This window comes from Rhodanobacter soli (assembly GCF_040548735.1).
Taxonomy (GTDB): domain Bacteria; phylum Pseudomonadota; class Gammaproteobacteria; order Xanthomonadales; family Rhodanobacteraceae; genus Rhodanobacter; species Rhodanobacter soli_A.
Genome location: NZ_JBEPSD010000003.1, coordinates 51,077 through 65,422 on the forward strand (window position 1 = coordinate 51,077; position 14,346 = coordinate 65,422).

11 protein-coding genes are annotated in these 14,346 nt (G+C 67.5%); 9 read left to right on the forward strand and 2 right to left on the reverse strand.

Annotated features, from left to right (window positions below; all coding sequences use genetic code 11):
• Positions 1 to 68 precede the first annotated feature (68 nt).
• The 7 genes from ABIE04_RS14345 (at position 69) to ABIE04_RS14375 (ending at position 8,691) form a co-directional block, all read left to right on the forward strand.
• Positions 69 to 1,466, forward strand: a complete 1,398-nt coding sequence (locus ABIE04_RS14345; protein WP_354551599.1) for an amidase — start codon at positions 69 to 71, stop codon at positions 1,464 to 1,466.
• Positions 1,467 to 1,538: 72 nt separating this feature from the next.
• Positions 1,539 to 2,456, forward strand: a complete 918-nt coding sequence (cysD, locus tag ABIE04_RS14350; RefSeq protein ID WP_354551601.1) for a sulfate adenylyltransferase subunit CysD — start codon at positions 1,539 to 1,541, stop codon at positions 2,454 to 2,456.
• Positions 2,456 to 4,324 (forward strand): adenylyl-sulfate kinase, encoded by a 1,869-nt coding sequence (cysC, locus tag ABIE04_RS14355; protein ID WP_354551604.1) that lies wholly within the window; start codon positions 2,456 to 2,458, stop codon positions 4,322 to 4,324. The genes cysD and cysC overlap by 1 nt, the downstream gene beginning before the upstream one ends.
• An 88-nt stretch (positions 4,325 to 4,412) precedes the next feature.
• Complete coding sequence (gene gcvT, locus ABIE04_RS14360) at positions 4,413 to 5,513, forward strand: glycine cleavage system aminomethyltransferase GcvT (RefSeq protein ID WP_354551606.1); 1,101 nt, start codon at positions 4,413 to 4,415, stop codon at positions 5,511 to 5,513.
• A gap of 100 nt (positions 5,514 to 5,613) precedes the next feature.
• Positions 5,614 to 6,009 (forward strand): glycine cleavage system protein GcvH, encoded by a 396-nt coding sequence (gene gcvH, locus ABIE04_RS14365; protein WP_214557795.1) that lies wholly within the window; start codon positions 5,614 to 5,616, stop codon positions 6,007 to 6,009.
• Positions 6,010 to 6,712: 703 nt separating this feature from the next.
• The gene (gene metJ / locus ABIE04_RS14370; RefSeq protein ID WP_214557794.1) at positions 6,713 to 7,246 is read left to right on the forward strand and encodes a met regulon transcriptional regulator MetJ; all 534 of its coding nucleotides are present in this window, start codon (positions 6,713 to 6,715) and stop codon (positions 7,244 to 7,246) included.
• Between the two features lie 404 nt (positions 7,247 to 7,650).
• Positions 7,651 to 8,691: an energy transducer TonB gene (locus ABIE04_RS14375; protein ID WP_354551610.1), complete on the forward strand. Its 1,041-nt coding sequence runs from the start codon at positions 7,651 to 7,653 to the stop codon at positions 8,689 to 8,691.
• A 72-nt stretch (positions 8,692 to 8,763) separates the two neighbouring features.
• On the opposite strand, the gene ABIE04_RS14380 is transcribed toward ABIE04_RS14375, so the two are convergent.
• Entirely contained in the window at positions 8,764 to 10,071 is a 1,308-nt protein-coding gene (locus ABIE04_RS14380) for a serine hydrolase domain-containing protein (protein WP_354551612.1), read from the reverse strand.
• Positions 10,072 to 10,126: 55 nt separating this feature from the next.
• On the opposite strand from ABIE04_RS14380, the gene ABIE04_RS14385 reads away from it, so the two are divergent.
• The gene (locus tag ABIE04_RS14385) at positions 10,127 to 10,714 is read left to right on the forward strand and encodes a LemA family protein (protein ID WP_354551614.1); all 588 of its coding nucleotides are present in this window, start codon (positions 10,127 to 10,129) and stop codon (positions 10,712 to 10,714) included.
• Between the two features lie 47 nt (positions 10,715 to 10,761).
• Positions 10,762 to 12,663, forward strand: a complete 1,902-nt coding sequence (locus ABIE04_RS14390) for a M48 family metalloprotease (protein WP_354551616.1) — start codon at positions 10,762 to 10,764, stop codon at positions 12,661 to 12,663.
• A 6-nt stretch (positions 12,664 to 12,669) separates the two neighbouring features.
• Here ABIE04_RS14390 and ABIE04_RS14395 read toward each other — a convergent pair whose 3' ends face one another.
• Positions 12,670 to 14,289: a GMC family oxidoreductase gene (locus ABIE04_RS14395; RefSeq protein WP_354551618.1), complete on the reverse strand. Its 1,620-nt coding sequence runs from the start codon at positions 14,287 to 14,289 to the stop codon at positions 12,670 to 12,672.
• Between the last annotated feature and the right edge of the window lie 57 nt (positions 14,290 to 14,346).

Sequence of the window (14,346 nt, forward strand, 5' to 3'; positions counted from 1 at the left end):
GCTGCGCCACCGCTTGCAATCGCTTTACCGGACACGGCGATAATCGGGGCATACAGGAAGGAGTGTTCATGAATTCGATGCCGCCGATCACCGACCTCGACCTGCGCCGCGCCTCGCTGTGCCAGTTGCTGCACTGGCTGGCGGTGGGCCGCGTACAGCCGCAGGCGCTGGCCGACGCCTACCAGCAGGCGATCGAGCGGATCGATCCCGCGCTGCATGCCTATGTCGACCAGCGCTCCGGCCTGCTGCAGGACCAGGCGCAACTGGCCGACCGGCGCCGCCGCGACGGCGTGATCGGGCGGCTGGACGGCATCCCGCTGGCCCTGAAGGATAACTTCGACATCGCCGGCTGGCCGACCCGGGCCGGTTTGCCGGGGCGCGGCAAGCCGGTGCAGGAGGACGCGCACGTGGTGGCGCGGCTGCGTGCGTCAGGCGCGATCCTGCTTGGCAAGACCAATATGGACGAAGGTGCGCTGGGCGCCGTCACCGACAACCCGCACTTCGGCGCCACCCACAATCCGCACCGGCATGGCTACACCGCCGGCGGTTCCTCCGGCGGCGCGGCGGCCGCGGTGGCCGCGGGCCTGGCGGTGGCCGCGGTGGGTTCGGACAGCCTCGGATCGATCCGCATCCCGGCCAGCTATTGCGGCGTGTATGCGCTGAAGCCCACGCACGGCGAGATCTCCGCGCGCGGCCTGGTGCCGGCGGCGCGCCGGCTCGACGCGGTCGGCCTGCTGGCGCGCAGCGCGGACGACCTCACCGTGCTGCTGCAGGTGCTGGCCGGCTACGACGCCGACGATGCGCGCTCGCGCCGGCGCCGGGTCGCGTTCGCGCTGCCGGACTGGGAACCGGGCAACCTGCGCGCGGGCCTGCTGCCGGACTTGGCCGCGGTCGGCGTGCAGCCGCAAGTGATCGAGGTGTTCGAGGCGGCCATGGCGAAGTTGCCGCATGCGCTGGGCGACCGCCGCACGGTCGACTTCGCCGACTGGGATTTCGCGCGCACCCGCCGCGCCGGCCTGCTCTTGATGGAAGCGGAAATGCTCGGCACCTTCGCCGCGGACCTGGCGAATACCGAGCATCCGGTATCGGAGCGCTTCCGCCGCCTGCTCGGCTACGCCGCAGGCAAGGGCGCGGCCGACTACGCGGTGGCTGACCGCGTGCTCGACGCGGCCACGCTGAAGATGCGCCGGCTGTTCTCCCAGGTCGACGTGCTGGTGCTGCCGACCACGCCGCAGGGCGCGTTCCCGCTGGATGGTCCGGTGCCGGACTCGCAGGCCGACCTCACCAGCTTCGCCAGCCTGGCCGGTTGCCCCGCGGTGAGCCTGCCGATGGGCACGCTGCCGAACGGCCTGCCGGTGGGCCTGCAACTGGTGGGTGCGCGCGGCTCGGACCTGCGCCTGCTGGAGCTGGCCTCGGTGTGTGCGGCGACGCTAGATGTCGAGCCGACGTATCCGGTGATCGCCTGAGGATCGCGTAACATGCCGGGTTGAACGCGACGCTGGCTTGTCGCCACAAATTTCTTTCAAGTCTCCGATGGCATGACGGTCGCATTCGCGCAATCGCAAACGCATCTCGACGAACTCGAGGCCGAAAGCATCCACATCTTTCGCGAGGTGCTGGCCGGCTTCCAGCGCCCGGTGATGCTGTATTCGATCGGCAAGGATTCCTCGGTGCTGCTGCACCTGCTGCGCAAGGCGTTCTATCCGGCGCGGCCGCCGATGCCGCTGCTGCACGTCGACACGACGTGGAAGTTCCGCGAGATGATCGCGTTCCGCGACCGGGTGGCGGCAGCCGGCGACGTGCAGGTACTGGTGCACATCAACCAGGAGGGCGTGCACCAGGGCATTTCGCCGCTGACCCACGGCGCCACCGTGCATACCGACGTGATGAAGACCCAGGCGCTGAAGCAGGCGCTGGACCAGTACGGCTTCGACGCGGCGATCGGCGGCGCGCGGCGCGACGAGGAGAAGTCGCGTGCGAAGGAGCGCATCTTCTCCTTCCGCAACGCGCAGCATCGCTGGGACCCGCGCAACCAGCGGCCGGAGTTCTGGCATACCTTCAACACGTATATCCGCAAGGGCGAGAGCGTGCGGGTGTTCCCGCTGTCCAACTGGACCGAGATGGACGTGTGGCTGTACATCCAGCGCGAGGGCATCGACGTGGTGCCGCTGTACTTTGCGAAGCCGCGTCCGGTGGTCGAGCGCGACGGCGCGCTGATCATGGTCGACGACGAGCGTTTCGTGTTGCGCGAAGGCGAGAGCGTGCAGATGCGCGAGGTGCGTTTCCGCACCCTGGGCTGCTATCCGCTGACCGGCGCGGTGGAATCCTCGGCTGATACGCTGGCGAAGGTGATCGAGGAGATGGCTCTCTCGCGCAGCTCGGAGCGGCAGGGCCGGGTGATCGACCAGGACCCGGCCGCGTCGATGGAGCGCAAGAAGCAGGAGGGCTACTTCTGATGGCCGCGCCGACCACCGCACTGGGGCTGCTGCGCTTCATCACCTGCGGCAGCGTGGACGACGGCAAGAGCAGCCTGCTCGGGCGCCTGCTGTACGACGCCGGCATGTTGCCGGACGACCAGCTGGCCGCGCTGGCCCGCGACAGCCGCCGCCAGCATGGCGCCGGCAGCGACGTGCTCGACTTCGCCCTGCTCACCGACGGACTGGACGCGGAGCGCCAGCAGGGCATCACCATCGACGTGGCCTACCGCTACTTCCATACCGCGCGGCGCAGCTTCATCGTGGCCGATTGCCCGGGGCACGAGCAGTACACGCGCAACATGGCCACCGGCGCCTCCAACGCCGAACTGGCCGTGGTGCTGGTCGACGCGCGCAAGGGCGTGCTGGCGCAGACGCGCCGGCATACCTATATATGTGCCTTGCTGGGGATCCGTCAGGTGGTGCTGGCGGTGAACAAGATGGACCTGGTCGACTGCGACCAGGCGATCTTCGAGGCGATCGCCGCGGAGTACCGCGGACTGGCCCATGGCCTCGGCATCGGCGAAGTGCAATGCCTGCCGGTGGTGGCGTTGAGCGGCGACAACGTGGGCTCGCGTTCGCCGCGGATGCCCTGGTACACCGGCGCCAGCCTGCTCGAGCTGCTGGAGTCGACCGACGTCACGCCGTTCCGCGCCAGCGACTTCCGCATGCCGGTGCAATGGGTGAACCGCCCCGAGCAGACGTTCCGCGGCTACGCCGGCACGGTCTGCGGTGGCCGCGTGGCTTGCGGCGACGAGATCGTGGTGCAGCCGGGCGGTCAGCATGGGCGGGTCGCCCGCATCGTCAGTGCCGACGGCGACCTGCCCCATGCCGCGGACGGCCAGGCGGTGACGCTGTGCCTGGACCGCGAGATCGACGTGAGCCGTGGCGACGTGATCGCCGACGCACGGCGCCCGGCGCCGGTGGCCGACCAGTTCGCTTGCCATCTGCTGTGGGTGGGCGATGCAGCGCTGCTGCCGAACCGCACGTATTGGCTGAAGCTCGGCACGCGCACGGTCAACGCGCGGGTGATGTCGATCAAGTACAAGGTGGACGTCGACAGCCAGGCGAAGCTCGCCGCGCGGCAGCTCGCGCTGAATGAAGTGGGCTATTGCACGCTGGGCCTGGACGACGAGGTCGCGTTCGAGGCCTATGCGGACAACCGCACGCTCGGCGGCTTCATCCTGATCGATCGCCTGAGCAACGCCACGGTGGCGTGCGGCATGCTGGATTTCGCGCTGGGCCGGTCGGCCAACGTGCACTGGCAGCACGTCGACATCGACAAGGGCGTGCGCGCCGCCAGCAAGGGGCAACAGCCGCTGTGCCTGTGGTTCACCGGCCTGTCCGGCGCCGGCAAGTCCACCATCGCGAACCTGGTCGAGCGCCGCCTGCACGCGCTGGGCTGCCACACCTACCTGCTCGACGGCGACAACATACGCCACGGCATCAACAAGGATCTCGGCTTCACCCCGGAGGATCGCGTCGAGAACATCCGCCGCATCGCCGAGGTGGCGCACCTGATGGTGGACGCGGGCCTGATCGTGCTGGTCAGCGCGATTTCGCCGTACCGCAGCGAGCGGCAGTCGGCGCGCGAGTTGTTCGCGGCGGCGGAATTCATGGAGGTATTCGTGGACGCGCCGCTGGAGGAATGCGAGCGGCGCGATCCCAAGGGCCTCTATCGCAAGGCGCGCGCTGGCACGATCCGCAACTTCACCGGCATCGACGCGCCGTACGAGCGGCCCGTGGCGCCGGACATCCACCTGCTGAGTACCGGACAGCACGCCGAACAGCTGGCCGAACAGGTCGTGGCACGGGTGCTGGCCGGGATCGACGGCCACGCCCACGGGTGACTCCGCGGCGTCGTCGCCCGCGCACGGCTTGGATTGCCAGCTGCCGGCGGCGATAATGCGGGTCTTTCCCCCGCAAGGCGCCGCCGCGATGACCGAGAAGACCGTACTCAACGCCACCCATCGTGCGCTCGGCGCGCGCATGGTCGACTTCGGCGGCTGGGACATGCCGATCAACTACGGTTCGCAGATCGAGGAACACCACGCGGTGCGTCGCGACGCCGGCATGTTCGACGTTTCGCACATGACCGTGGTCGACCTGCACGGCGCGCGCGCCCGGGAATTCCTGCGCCATCTTCTGGCCAACAACATCGACAAGCTGAAGGTGCACGGCAAGGCGCTGTACTCGTGCATGCTGGACGAGCGCGGCGGGGTGATCGACGACCTGATCGTGTACTACCTCGGCGAGGAGTTCTTCCGGCTGGTCGTCAATGCCGGCACCCGCGCCAAGGACCTGGCCTGGATCGAGCGCCAGGCGAAGACGTTCGAGGTGCAGGTGAAGGAGCGCCCCGAGTTCGCGATGATCGCGGTGCAGGGCCCGCATGCGCGCGCCAAGGTGCTCGGCCTGCTGCATGAGGTCGACCGCCCGCGCATCGAGAAGCTCGGCAAGTTCAGTGCCGCCGCCGCGCAGGGTCCGCACGGCATGCCGTTGTTCGTGGCGCGCACCGGCTACACCGGCGAGGACGGTTTCGAGATCATCGTGCCGGCCGAACATGCCATCGCGCTGTGGGAGGCGCTGGCTGCCGCAGGCGTGGCGCCTGCCGGCCTCGGCGCGCGCGACACGCTGCGCCTGGAAGCTGGCATGAACCTGTATGGCCAGGACATGGACGAAAGCGTCACGCCGTGGGAGGCGAACCTGGGCTGGACCATCGCGCTGGACGAGGGCCGCGACTTCATCGGTCGCGCCGCGCTGGAACAGCAGAAGGCCGCCGGCGTGCCGCGCACGATGGTCGGCCTGGTGCTGGACGACAAGGGCGTGCTGCGCCACGGCCAGAAGGTGCTGACCGCGAACGGCGAGGGCGAAATCCTCTCCGGCAGTTTTGCGCCGACCCTCAACAAGGCGGTGGCGTTCGCGCGCATTCCGGTCGGCGAGCCCGGCGACGTGCGCGTCGACATCCGCGGCCGCGAGGTGCCGGTACGCCTGGTGAAATACCCGTTCGTGCGCGACGGCAAGCCCTGCGAAGGGATCTGAGCCGCCGTCACGCGCCCATGCCCCCGCGGCACATTCTTCCCTTTGGCGGATGTAGCTAGAATCACCGCCTGTCACCCAACCAAACGACTGGACCCCGATCATGAGCGAGATTCCCGGCGATCTGAAATTCCTCAAGTCCCACGAGTGGGCCCGCGTCGAAGACGATGGTCTGGTCCGGGTGGGCATCTCCGACCACGCGCAGGGTCAGCTCGGCGACCTGGTCTATGTGGAACTGCCGGAAGTCGGCTCCGCCGTGAAGGCGGGCGCCGGTGCGGCCGTGGTGGAATCGGTGAAGGCGGCTTCCGACATCTACTCGCCGGTTTCCGGCGAGATCGTCGAGGTCAACGAACTGCTCAACGACAAGCCCGAGACCATCAACGAAGACGCCTTCGGCGAAGGCTGGATCTTCCTGGTGCGTCCCAGCGACCGTGCCGAGCTCGACGAACTGCTCGACGCGAACGACTACGAAGAGCTGGTCGAGAACGAAGACCACTGAGTCGCGGCTGACCACAGTCAGATTTATGCCGGCCGCCCAGTGCGGCCGGCAGCGTTTCCGGGGACGGGACGTGTCGCTGCGTCGTGCATGCAGCCGTCCAATTTTCCGCAGGCGTCGCTGATAGGAACCGTGTGCTCCGGAGCGAGCGCCGCCCTGTTCCTCCCGATGAAATCATCTCGATGTTTGCGCGGCGCATGCATGCCGTCGTCGAGGTGATGGCGTGCAAAATGTCGTCGCGCGATCGCCATCGGCGATGAGGGTCCGGGAATGCGGCGCATCCCATTCGTGCCGTTGCCGGGGTGCCGACGGGGCAGGGGCGCCGGATTTTTTTGTTTGTGCCGGGGTGGGGGTTCAGGTCATTTCAGTCGTGTTCTGTTCATCTGCCGGGAGCCGTTCGGTGGCTCGGAATGCACCTTGATCGAGCGACGCCTTGCAACAGCCGCTTGATGAATTATCGTTGTCGAAGTGCCTTGAAAACGTTGTACAGCAAGGGTTTCAAGATATTCCATATTTTTTATCTAAATAAACTTTGGACGTATGGACGTCCAATTGATTATACCCATTGTCACCCCGGAAGCCTTGTCGCGGCAGGCCTCCGGCGGGTTTGGGGCGGGGTGGACCGGATTGATTTCATGACTAAAATCAATTGACAGGCGAAATCTTCGGGGATAGCTTTCGCAACAGATCACGGGGAATGCGTTTTATGGCAACAACGAAATTCATCAAGCCCTATGTCGAGCACGGTGAAAAGGCCAATGCAGTACGCAAGATCACTGTCTCGATTCCGCTGCATGTCCTGCGGCGGCTTTCTGATTTGCGCACCCACCGTCAAGTGAACAATCTTCGGCACGCTACCAACAGTGACGTGTTGGTCGAAGCGTTCCTGCACGCTTTTACTGGGCAACCACTGCCAACTGATGAGGAGCTGAGACGAACCATGGCCACTGCCAAGAAATCCGCTGCAAAGAAACCGGCCGCCAAGAAGGCCGCCGCCAAGAAACCCGCCGTGAAGAAGGCCGCCGCCAAGAAGCCGGTTGCCAAGAAGCCGGCCGCCAAGAAGGCTGCTGCTAGGAAGCCGGCCGCCAAGAAAGCTGCCAAGAAGCCGGCAGCCGCCAAGAAAGCTGCTGTGAAGAAGGTTGCGAAGAAGGCTGCGCCGAAGAAGGCCGCCGCCAAGAAAGCTGCACCGGCCAAGGTGGTGAAGGCCACCAAGACCGCGAAAGCCAAAGCGAAGAAGTAAGGCTGCAAGCAACACGACAAGCGACACCCACAATAAGACAAGCAATCGACTTCTCTCCCCGCGGTGCCCAGCGCGGGGAGAGCACTTCGAGAAGATTCGTCCCGGCCTGGCCGGGACGCTTCGTTTCAGGGGTTGGAGAATCCATCCCGCGATGGCGGCGCCTGCCGCGCTCCCCTTCGACGCCGGCGCTGCCCGCCGTGTTTCCGGCGATCTCCACCGTTGTCCTGCGCCGCATCCCTGGACCGGATTCCGGTCAGGTGTCGTGATTCCGCACGCGATTTGCCGTGCTGCGCCATTGGAGTTACCTTCTGCACATCCGCGCCGCGGTGAATCCGGGGGATTCACTGCTCCTGGATGGACAGGGGGAAAAAGCGCGGGTATCTGTCGACACTCAGTGAGAGACCATGGATACCCGATACATACTTGATACGCGCCGGCATGCGCGTGGGGCCGTTCGGCCCTTGGTCATTGCCATCATCGCCATCTTTGCCCTGCTTGCCGTGGGCGCGTGGTTCCTCATTATCAAGCCGCACCAGGAGTTGGTCATGGCCGACTCGGGCGGCCATCCGTCCACACCGGTTTCCACCGCGACGCGGACGGCGCCGCCGCCGGCCAACGTGGCTGCGATGGATCTCAACCAGCTGCTTGCCGAGGCGCGCACCGCCATGAACGAGCAGCGCTACCTGGCGCCGGCCGGCAACAATGCGTTCGAGTTCTACCTGCGCGTGCTGGAAAAGGAGCCCGGCAACAAGGTGGCTTCCGATGCGTTGCGCGAGACGTTCCCGTTCGCCGCCACCTCGGCCGAACAGGCGATCAACTCGCGCGACTTCGGCGAAGCGCAGCGCCAGATCGATCTGCTGGCGAAGGCCGACCCAGCCAACTTCACGTTGACCATTCTCCGTTCCAAGCTCGATGCCCAGCGCAAGACCCTGGACAAGCAGCAACAGCTGGCGCTCGATCAGGAGAAGGCCACCCAGCTCGCGGCCCAGAAGGCAGCGGCGGACAAACAGGCGGCGGACAAGCTGGCCGAGCAGCAAAAGGCCCAGCTGGCCGAGCAGCAAAAGGCCGAGCAGGCGAGCGCGACGCAGCAGCCACGCCAGCAGGCGGCGGCGAATGCGCCGGCGGCAGGCGGCGATGCCGCGGGTGCGGACGGCGGCAGCGCGGCTGGTGCGGGCGCGACCACGGCGGCGGTGCTGGTGAAGGGCTCGGCGGCGCGCTACCCCACGGCTGCCATGCGGGCACGCCAGGAAGGCTGGGTGGTGGTCTCGTTCACGGTCGATCCCGACGGCACGACCAGCGACGTGAAGGTCGTCGAGTCGCAACCACGTCATGTCTTCGACCGTGCGGCGATCGACGCGGTGGAGCGCTACCGCTTCAATCCGGCGATGAAGAATGGCGTCGCCGTTTCCAGCGTCAAGCAGCAGCGGATCGAGTTCAAACTCTGATCGTGGCGTGACTGCAGCAACCCGGGCGGCGCATGTTTCGCATGCGCCGCTTTCTTTTGGGCGGTTGCGGGTTCAGCGGTGGCGTGGCGCGCGGCGATGCACGCGCGGCCGGGATTTCGCCCTGGACTTCGCTGCCGGCTTGGCGGGGCCTTCGATGTGGGCCCAGTCCACGTGCGGCAGGCCCAGCAGATCGTCGAACACCATCGGCATCAGCCCGCTGGGCGTGGGGCCGGTGGAGTTCCACAGGGTGACCACGCCGGCGCGGTACTTCGGGAAGAAGCCAATCATGGTGCGATAACCGGCCACGGCGCCGGCGTGATAGATCAGGGTTTCGCCACCGTATTCATAGACCCGCCAGCCCAGCGCGTAGTGTGCGGCGGTCAGGCGTCCGCTGCGCCAGGCGGTGGCATGCAGTTCGCTGGGCGTGGCGACGCCGGGAGCGTGCAGCACGTCCAGCAGCGAGGTGGGCAGCACGTCCTGGCGGCCGCCCATCTGGGCGATCAGCCATTTCTCCATGTCGCGCAGGCTGGCGTTGACGCCGGCCGCCGGCGCGACCCGGTAGTAGGTTTCGTTCGGTTCGAATGGCACCCAGCCCCGGCTGGTGGCGCGGTGCGGGCGTGCCCAGCTCTTGCTGGATTCCAGCGCGGCGCGGCCGTAGCTGGCGGTGTTCATGCCCAGCGGATAGAAGATGCGCTTGTCGACCTGGTGATAGAAGAAGTCGCCGGTGCGCGCGAGCACCACGTCGCCGATCATGCTGAAGGCGACGTTCTGGTAGCCGTAGCACTGGCCCACGCCGCAGACCATGTCGACTTCGTCCAGTTTGCGCACCAGCTCCTCGTAGGGCGTGTCGCCCTCGAGCATGTTGTCGTAGGTATTGCGCGGCAGGCCCAGCCGCTGTCCCAGGATGTCGCTGACCGTGGCCTGCGATGCGGCCTGCATGTTCTTCAGCTTGAAGTACGGCAGCACGTCGACCAGCTTCGTGTCCCAGCCGAGCTTGCCGTCGTCGATCAGCAGGCCGGCGATGGCGGTGGCGAACGCCTTCGACAGCGAGGCGAGGCGAAACACGGTATCCGGGGTGATCGGCTGTTTGGTGGAGGCGTCGGCGTAGCCGACGGTGCCCTCGTAGACCACCTTGCCGTCGATCACCACCGCGGTGGCCAGGCCGGCGACGGCGTCGCGCTGGGCGAGGCGGTTCAGCCAGCGCTGGTAGTCGGCGAGGGTCTGCTTGACGCGCGGCGACGGCAGTTGCTGCGGCACGTTGCCGACGCTGGCCGGCGACGGGGCGGAAGCCGGGGAAGTGGTGCGCGCGGTGGCGCAGACCGGCGTGCAGGCCAGCCCCAGTGCGCCCGCGATCAGCAAGAAGATCTTATGAAACTGCATGGTATTCTGGCGTGGTTCCGGCGTGGGGATGCGCCTCAGGGTGGAGAGCTCGACGATGGGTCTGATCATTTTTCTGATTGTCGTTGTCCTGATTGTCTTGTACTTCGTGGCGATCTACAACGGACTGGTCACCTCGCGCAACGGCTACAAGAACGCATTTGCGCAGATCGACGTCCAGCTCACCCGGCGCCACGACCTGATTCCGAACCTGGTCGAGACCGCCAAGGGCTACCTCGCGCACGAACGCGGCACGCTCGAGGCGGTGGTGCAGGCGCGCAACGCGGCGGTCAGCGGGCTGGCCGGTGCGAAGGCCAACCCGGGCGATCCGGCCGCGATGCAGCAGCTGGCCAGCAGTGAAAATGCTTTGACCCAGACTTTGGGCCATTTGTTCGCGTTGCAGGAGGCCTATCCCGACCTGAAGGCGAACCAGACCATGATGCAGCTCTCCGAAGAGCTGACGTCCACGGAGAACCGGGTGGCGTTCGCGCGCCAGGCGTATAACGACTCGGTGCTGACCTACAACAACAAGCGCGAAGTCTTTCCCGCCTCGTTCGTGGCGAACAGCTTCGGCTTCGCCGCGGCCGAGCCGCTGAAGATCGAGGATCCGGCCGTACGCGAGGTGCCGAAGGTTTCCTTCAGCTGATCGCCGTCGCGTCGCGGCGCATGCCGTGGCGCCACCCGGGAGCTTCCATGGATTTCTTTGCGCAACAGGCGCGCGTGCGCGGCAGCAGCCGGCGGCTGGTGGTGTTGTTCGTGCTGGCGGTGGTGGCGATCGTGGCGGCGATCGACGCGGTGGTATGGCTCACCATGGGCCATCATGCGGCCGACGGCGAGCCGGTGGCATCGAACCTGCCGCTGCTGTTCGCGAGCAGCGCCGCGGTCATCGCCGGGATCGGGCTCAGTTCGCTGTTCCGCATCATGAGCCTGTCCAGCGGCGGCAAGGCGGTGGCCGAAAGCGTGGGGGCGGTGCCGGTGCCGCCGGATACCAGCGACCCGCAACTGCGGCGGCTGCGCAACGTGATCGAGGAAGTCGCCATCGCCGCGGGCGTGCCGGTGCCGGACATCTACCTGATGGCCGACGAAGCGGGCATCAATGCATTCGCCGCCGGCTATTCGGCCTCCGACGCGGCGGTGTGCGTGACCCGGGGCTGCCTCGACAGGCTCAGCCGCGACGAGTTGCAGGGCGTGATCGCGCACGAGTTCAGCCACGTGCTGAACGGCGACATGCGGCTCAACATCCGCCTGATGGGCCTGCTGTTCGGCATCCTGGTGCTGGCGATCGTGGGGCGCCGGGTGATCTGGTTCGGCGGCAGCGGCAACCGTCGGGGTGGCGGCCAGGTATGGCTGATCGGGCTGGCGCTGATGGTGGTCGGCTACATCGGTTATTTCTTCGGGCGGCTGATCCAGGCCGCGGTGGCGCGTTCGCGCGAATCGCTGGCGGATGCTTCGGCCGTGCAGTTCACCCGCCAGACCGACGGCATCGCCGGCGCGTTGAAGAAGATCGCGATCTTCGCCGAAGGCTCCACCCTGCAGGTGGCGAACAAGCAGGAGGTGGCGCACATGCTGTTCGGCGAGGCCGGCACGTTCAATGCGCTGTTCGCCACGCACCCGCCGCTGCTGCAGCGCATCCGTGCGCTCGAGCCCGGTTTCCGCGAGGAAGAGCTGGCCCGGCTGGCCGCCTCGCTGCAGCACCCGACAGCCACGGCGTCGGCCACCCCGATCGCCGACAAGCCGGCGGCGACGCAAGGCGTTGTTCCGGGCATGGCCATGCCGTCCGCGCTGCCCGCCGTGTTGGCCGGTGGTGCTGTCGTCGGCGGCACGGCATCGGCGCCCCGTTTTCAACGTGCTGCCTCGGTGCGTCAGGCCATGCCGTCTGCGCTGACCGGGGCCGTGCAGCAGCCCGAGTCCGCGCTTGCCGTGATGCTGGCGTTGGCCACGTCGACCGAGGCGGCGCTGCAGCCGGCGCAGCGGCGGATCGTTGCCGATGCTTTCGGCGATGATGTGCTGCAAACCGTGCAGGCGTTCAATGGCGAAGTAGCGCAGCTCCCGCCGATGGCACGCCTGCCGCTGGCCTCGCTGGCGTTTCCCGCATTGAAGCAATTGCCGGAAGGGCGTCAGCAGACCCTGCTGGTCGCGCTCGACGCGCTGGTCAAGGCCGATGGCAGGGTCGATCTCAACGAATATTGCCTTGCACGCCTGCTGCGTCTGCAGCTCAAGGAGGCCAGCCAGCCTCGCCGTGCGCCGGTCGATGGGCTGAAGAAACTCCCGGCCTGCCGCGACAGCCTGATCCTGGTTTGCACTATCGTCGCGTCAGGCGGCTGTTCCGACGAGGCGAGCGCCCGCCGCGCCTGGCTCGTGGCGATGCAGCAAGCCTTCCCGGGGGAGGCGATCGCATGGGCGCCACCGCCGGCGGCGTGGCAGGCACCGCTCGAACGTGCGCTGGATGATCTGGATGGACTGCTGCCGGTCGCTAAGGAACTGGTGATCCAGAGTCTGGTCGGCGCGATTCAGGCCGACGGCGTGGTCAGCGTGGAAGAGGCGGAACTACTGCGCGTGATCTGCGCCAGCCTGCACTGTCCGCTGCCGATGTAGGAGCGCTCAGGCCTCGCCGCGGATCAAGGCGCCGGCGCGCTCGGCGATCATGATCGTGGGTGCGTTGGTATTGCCGCTGGGCAGGCTCGGCATCACCGAGGCGTCGACCACGCGCAGGCCGTCCACGTTGCGCACGCGCAGCTCGCTGTCCACCACCGCGCGGTCGTCGCTGCCCATGCGGCAGGTGCCGACCGGGTGGTAGATGGTTTCCGCCTTGCGCCGGATGAAGTCGGCGTACTCGGCATCGGTACCGATCCGGCGCTCGGGAAACACCGGCGCGCCGCGATGCGGCGCGAATGCCGCCTGATCGAGAATCTCGCGCGACAGCCGCGCGGCCTCGATCATCATCTTCATGTCGTGGCCTTCCGGGTCGCTGAGGTAATCGGCGTGGATCGCGATCGGTTGCGCCGGGTCGGCCGAGTGCAGGCGCAGCCGGCCGCGGCTGCGCGGATGCAGGTAGCACGCATGCAGCGTGTAGCCGTAGCCGGGCAGGCGATGGCGGCCGTGGTCGTCGAGCAGCGCGGGCACGAAGTGGAACTGCAGGTCGCAGCGCGCGTCGGCGGCGAAGCGGCTGCGCACGAAACCGCCAGCCTCGGCCACGTTGGAGCTGCCCGGTCCGTCGCGGTGGCGCAGCCAGCGCAGGCCGGCGGACAGCTCGTTGAGGTGGTCGTAGCTGAGCTTGCCCGGGTTGGCGTCGAGCGTGCAGATGTCCAGGTGGTCCTGCAGGTTGGCGCCGATATCGGGCACGTCGGCGACCACCGCGATGCCGTGTTCGCGCAGGTGGTCGGCGGGGCCTAACCCGGACAACATCAGCAGTTGCGGCGTGTTGATCGCGCCCGCCGCGAGGATCACCTCGCCGGCCTCGATCCGCTCGGCGTCATGCCGGCCGCGGCGCAGCTGCACGCCGACGGCGCGGCCCTGCTCGATCAGCACGCGCTCGACCAGCGCATGCGTGCGCACGTGCAGGTTTTCGCGTTGACGCGCGGGCTTCAGGAACGCCGTCGCGCTGGAGCAACGCGTGCCGTGGCGCTGGGTCACCTGGTAAAGCCCGAAGCCGGCCTGCTGCTCGCCGTTGAAGTCGTCGTTGCGCGGGAAGCCGGCGCTTTCGGCCGCGTCGATCAAGGTCTCCGACAGCACGTTGCGGTGACGCAGGTCGGCAACGCCGAGCGGACCGCCCGTGCCGTGCAGCGCGCTGGCGCCGCGGCTGTTGTCCTCGCTGCGCAGGAACCACGGCAGCACTTCGCGCCATGACCAGCGCGGATCGCCGCTGGCTTCGGCCCAGCGGTCGTAGTCGGCCGCCACGCCGCGGATGTAGCACATCGCGTTGATCGCGCTGGAGCCGCCCAGGGTGCGCCCGCGCGGCCACCACAGGCGGCGCTGGCCGAGCGCGGGCTCCGGCTCGGTGCGGTAGTTCCAGTTGAGCGTTCGGTTGGTGGCCAGGCGGGCGATGCCGGCGGGCATGTGGATCAGCGGATTCCAGTCTGAGGGGCCGGCTTCCAGCAGCAGCACGCGTGTGGCCGGGTCGGCACTGAGCCGGTTGGCCAGCACGCAGCCGGCCGAGCCGGCGCCGACGATGACGTAGTCGTAGTGGTTCAAGGCTTCTCCATAGCTTTGCTGGATGGACATGGCCGCATGCTAGGCTTGCCGCGCCCCACGCTGGATGTGCCCGTGAGTTTGCCCCGC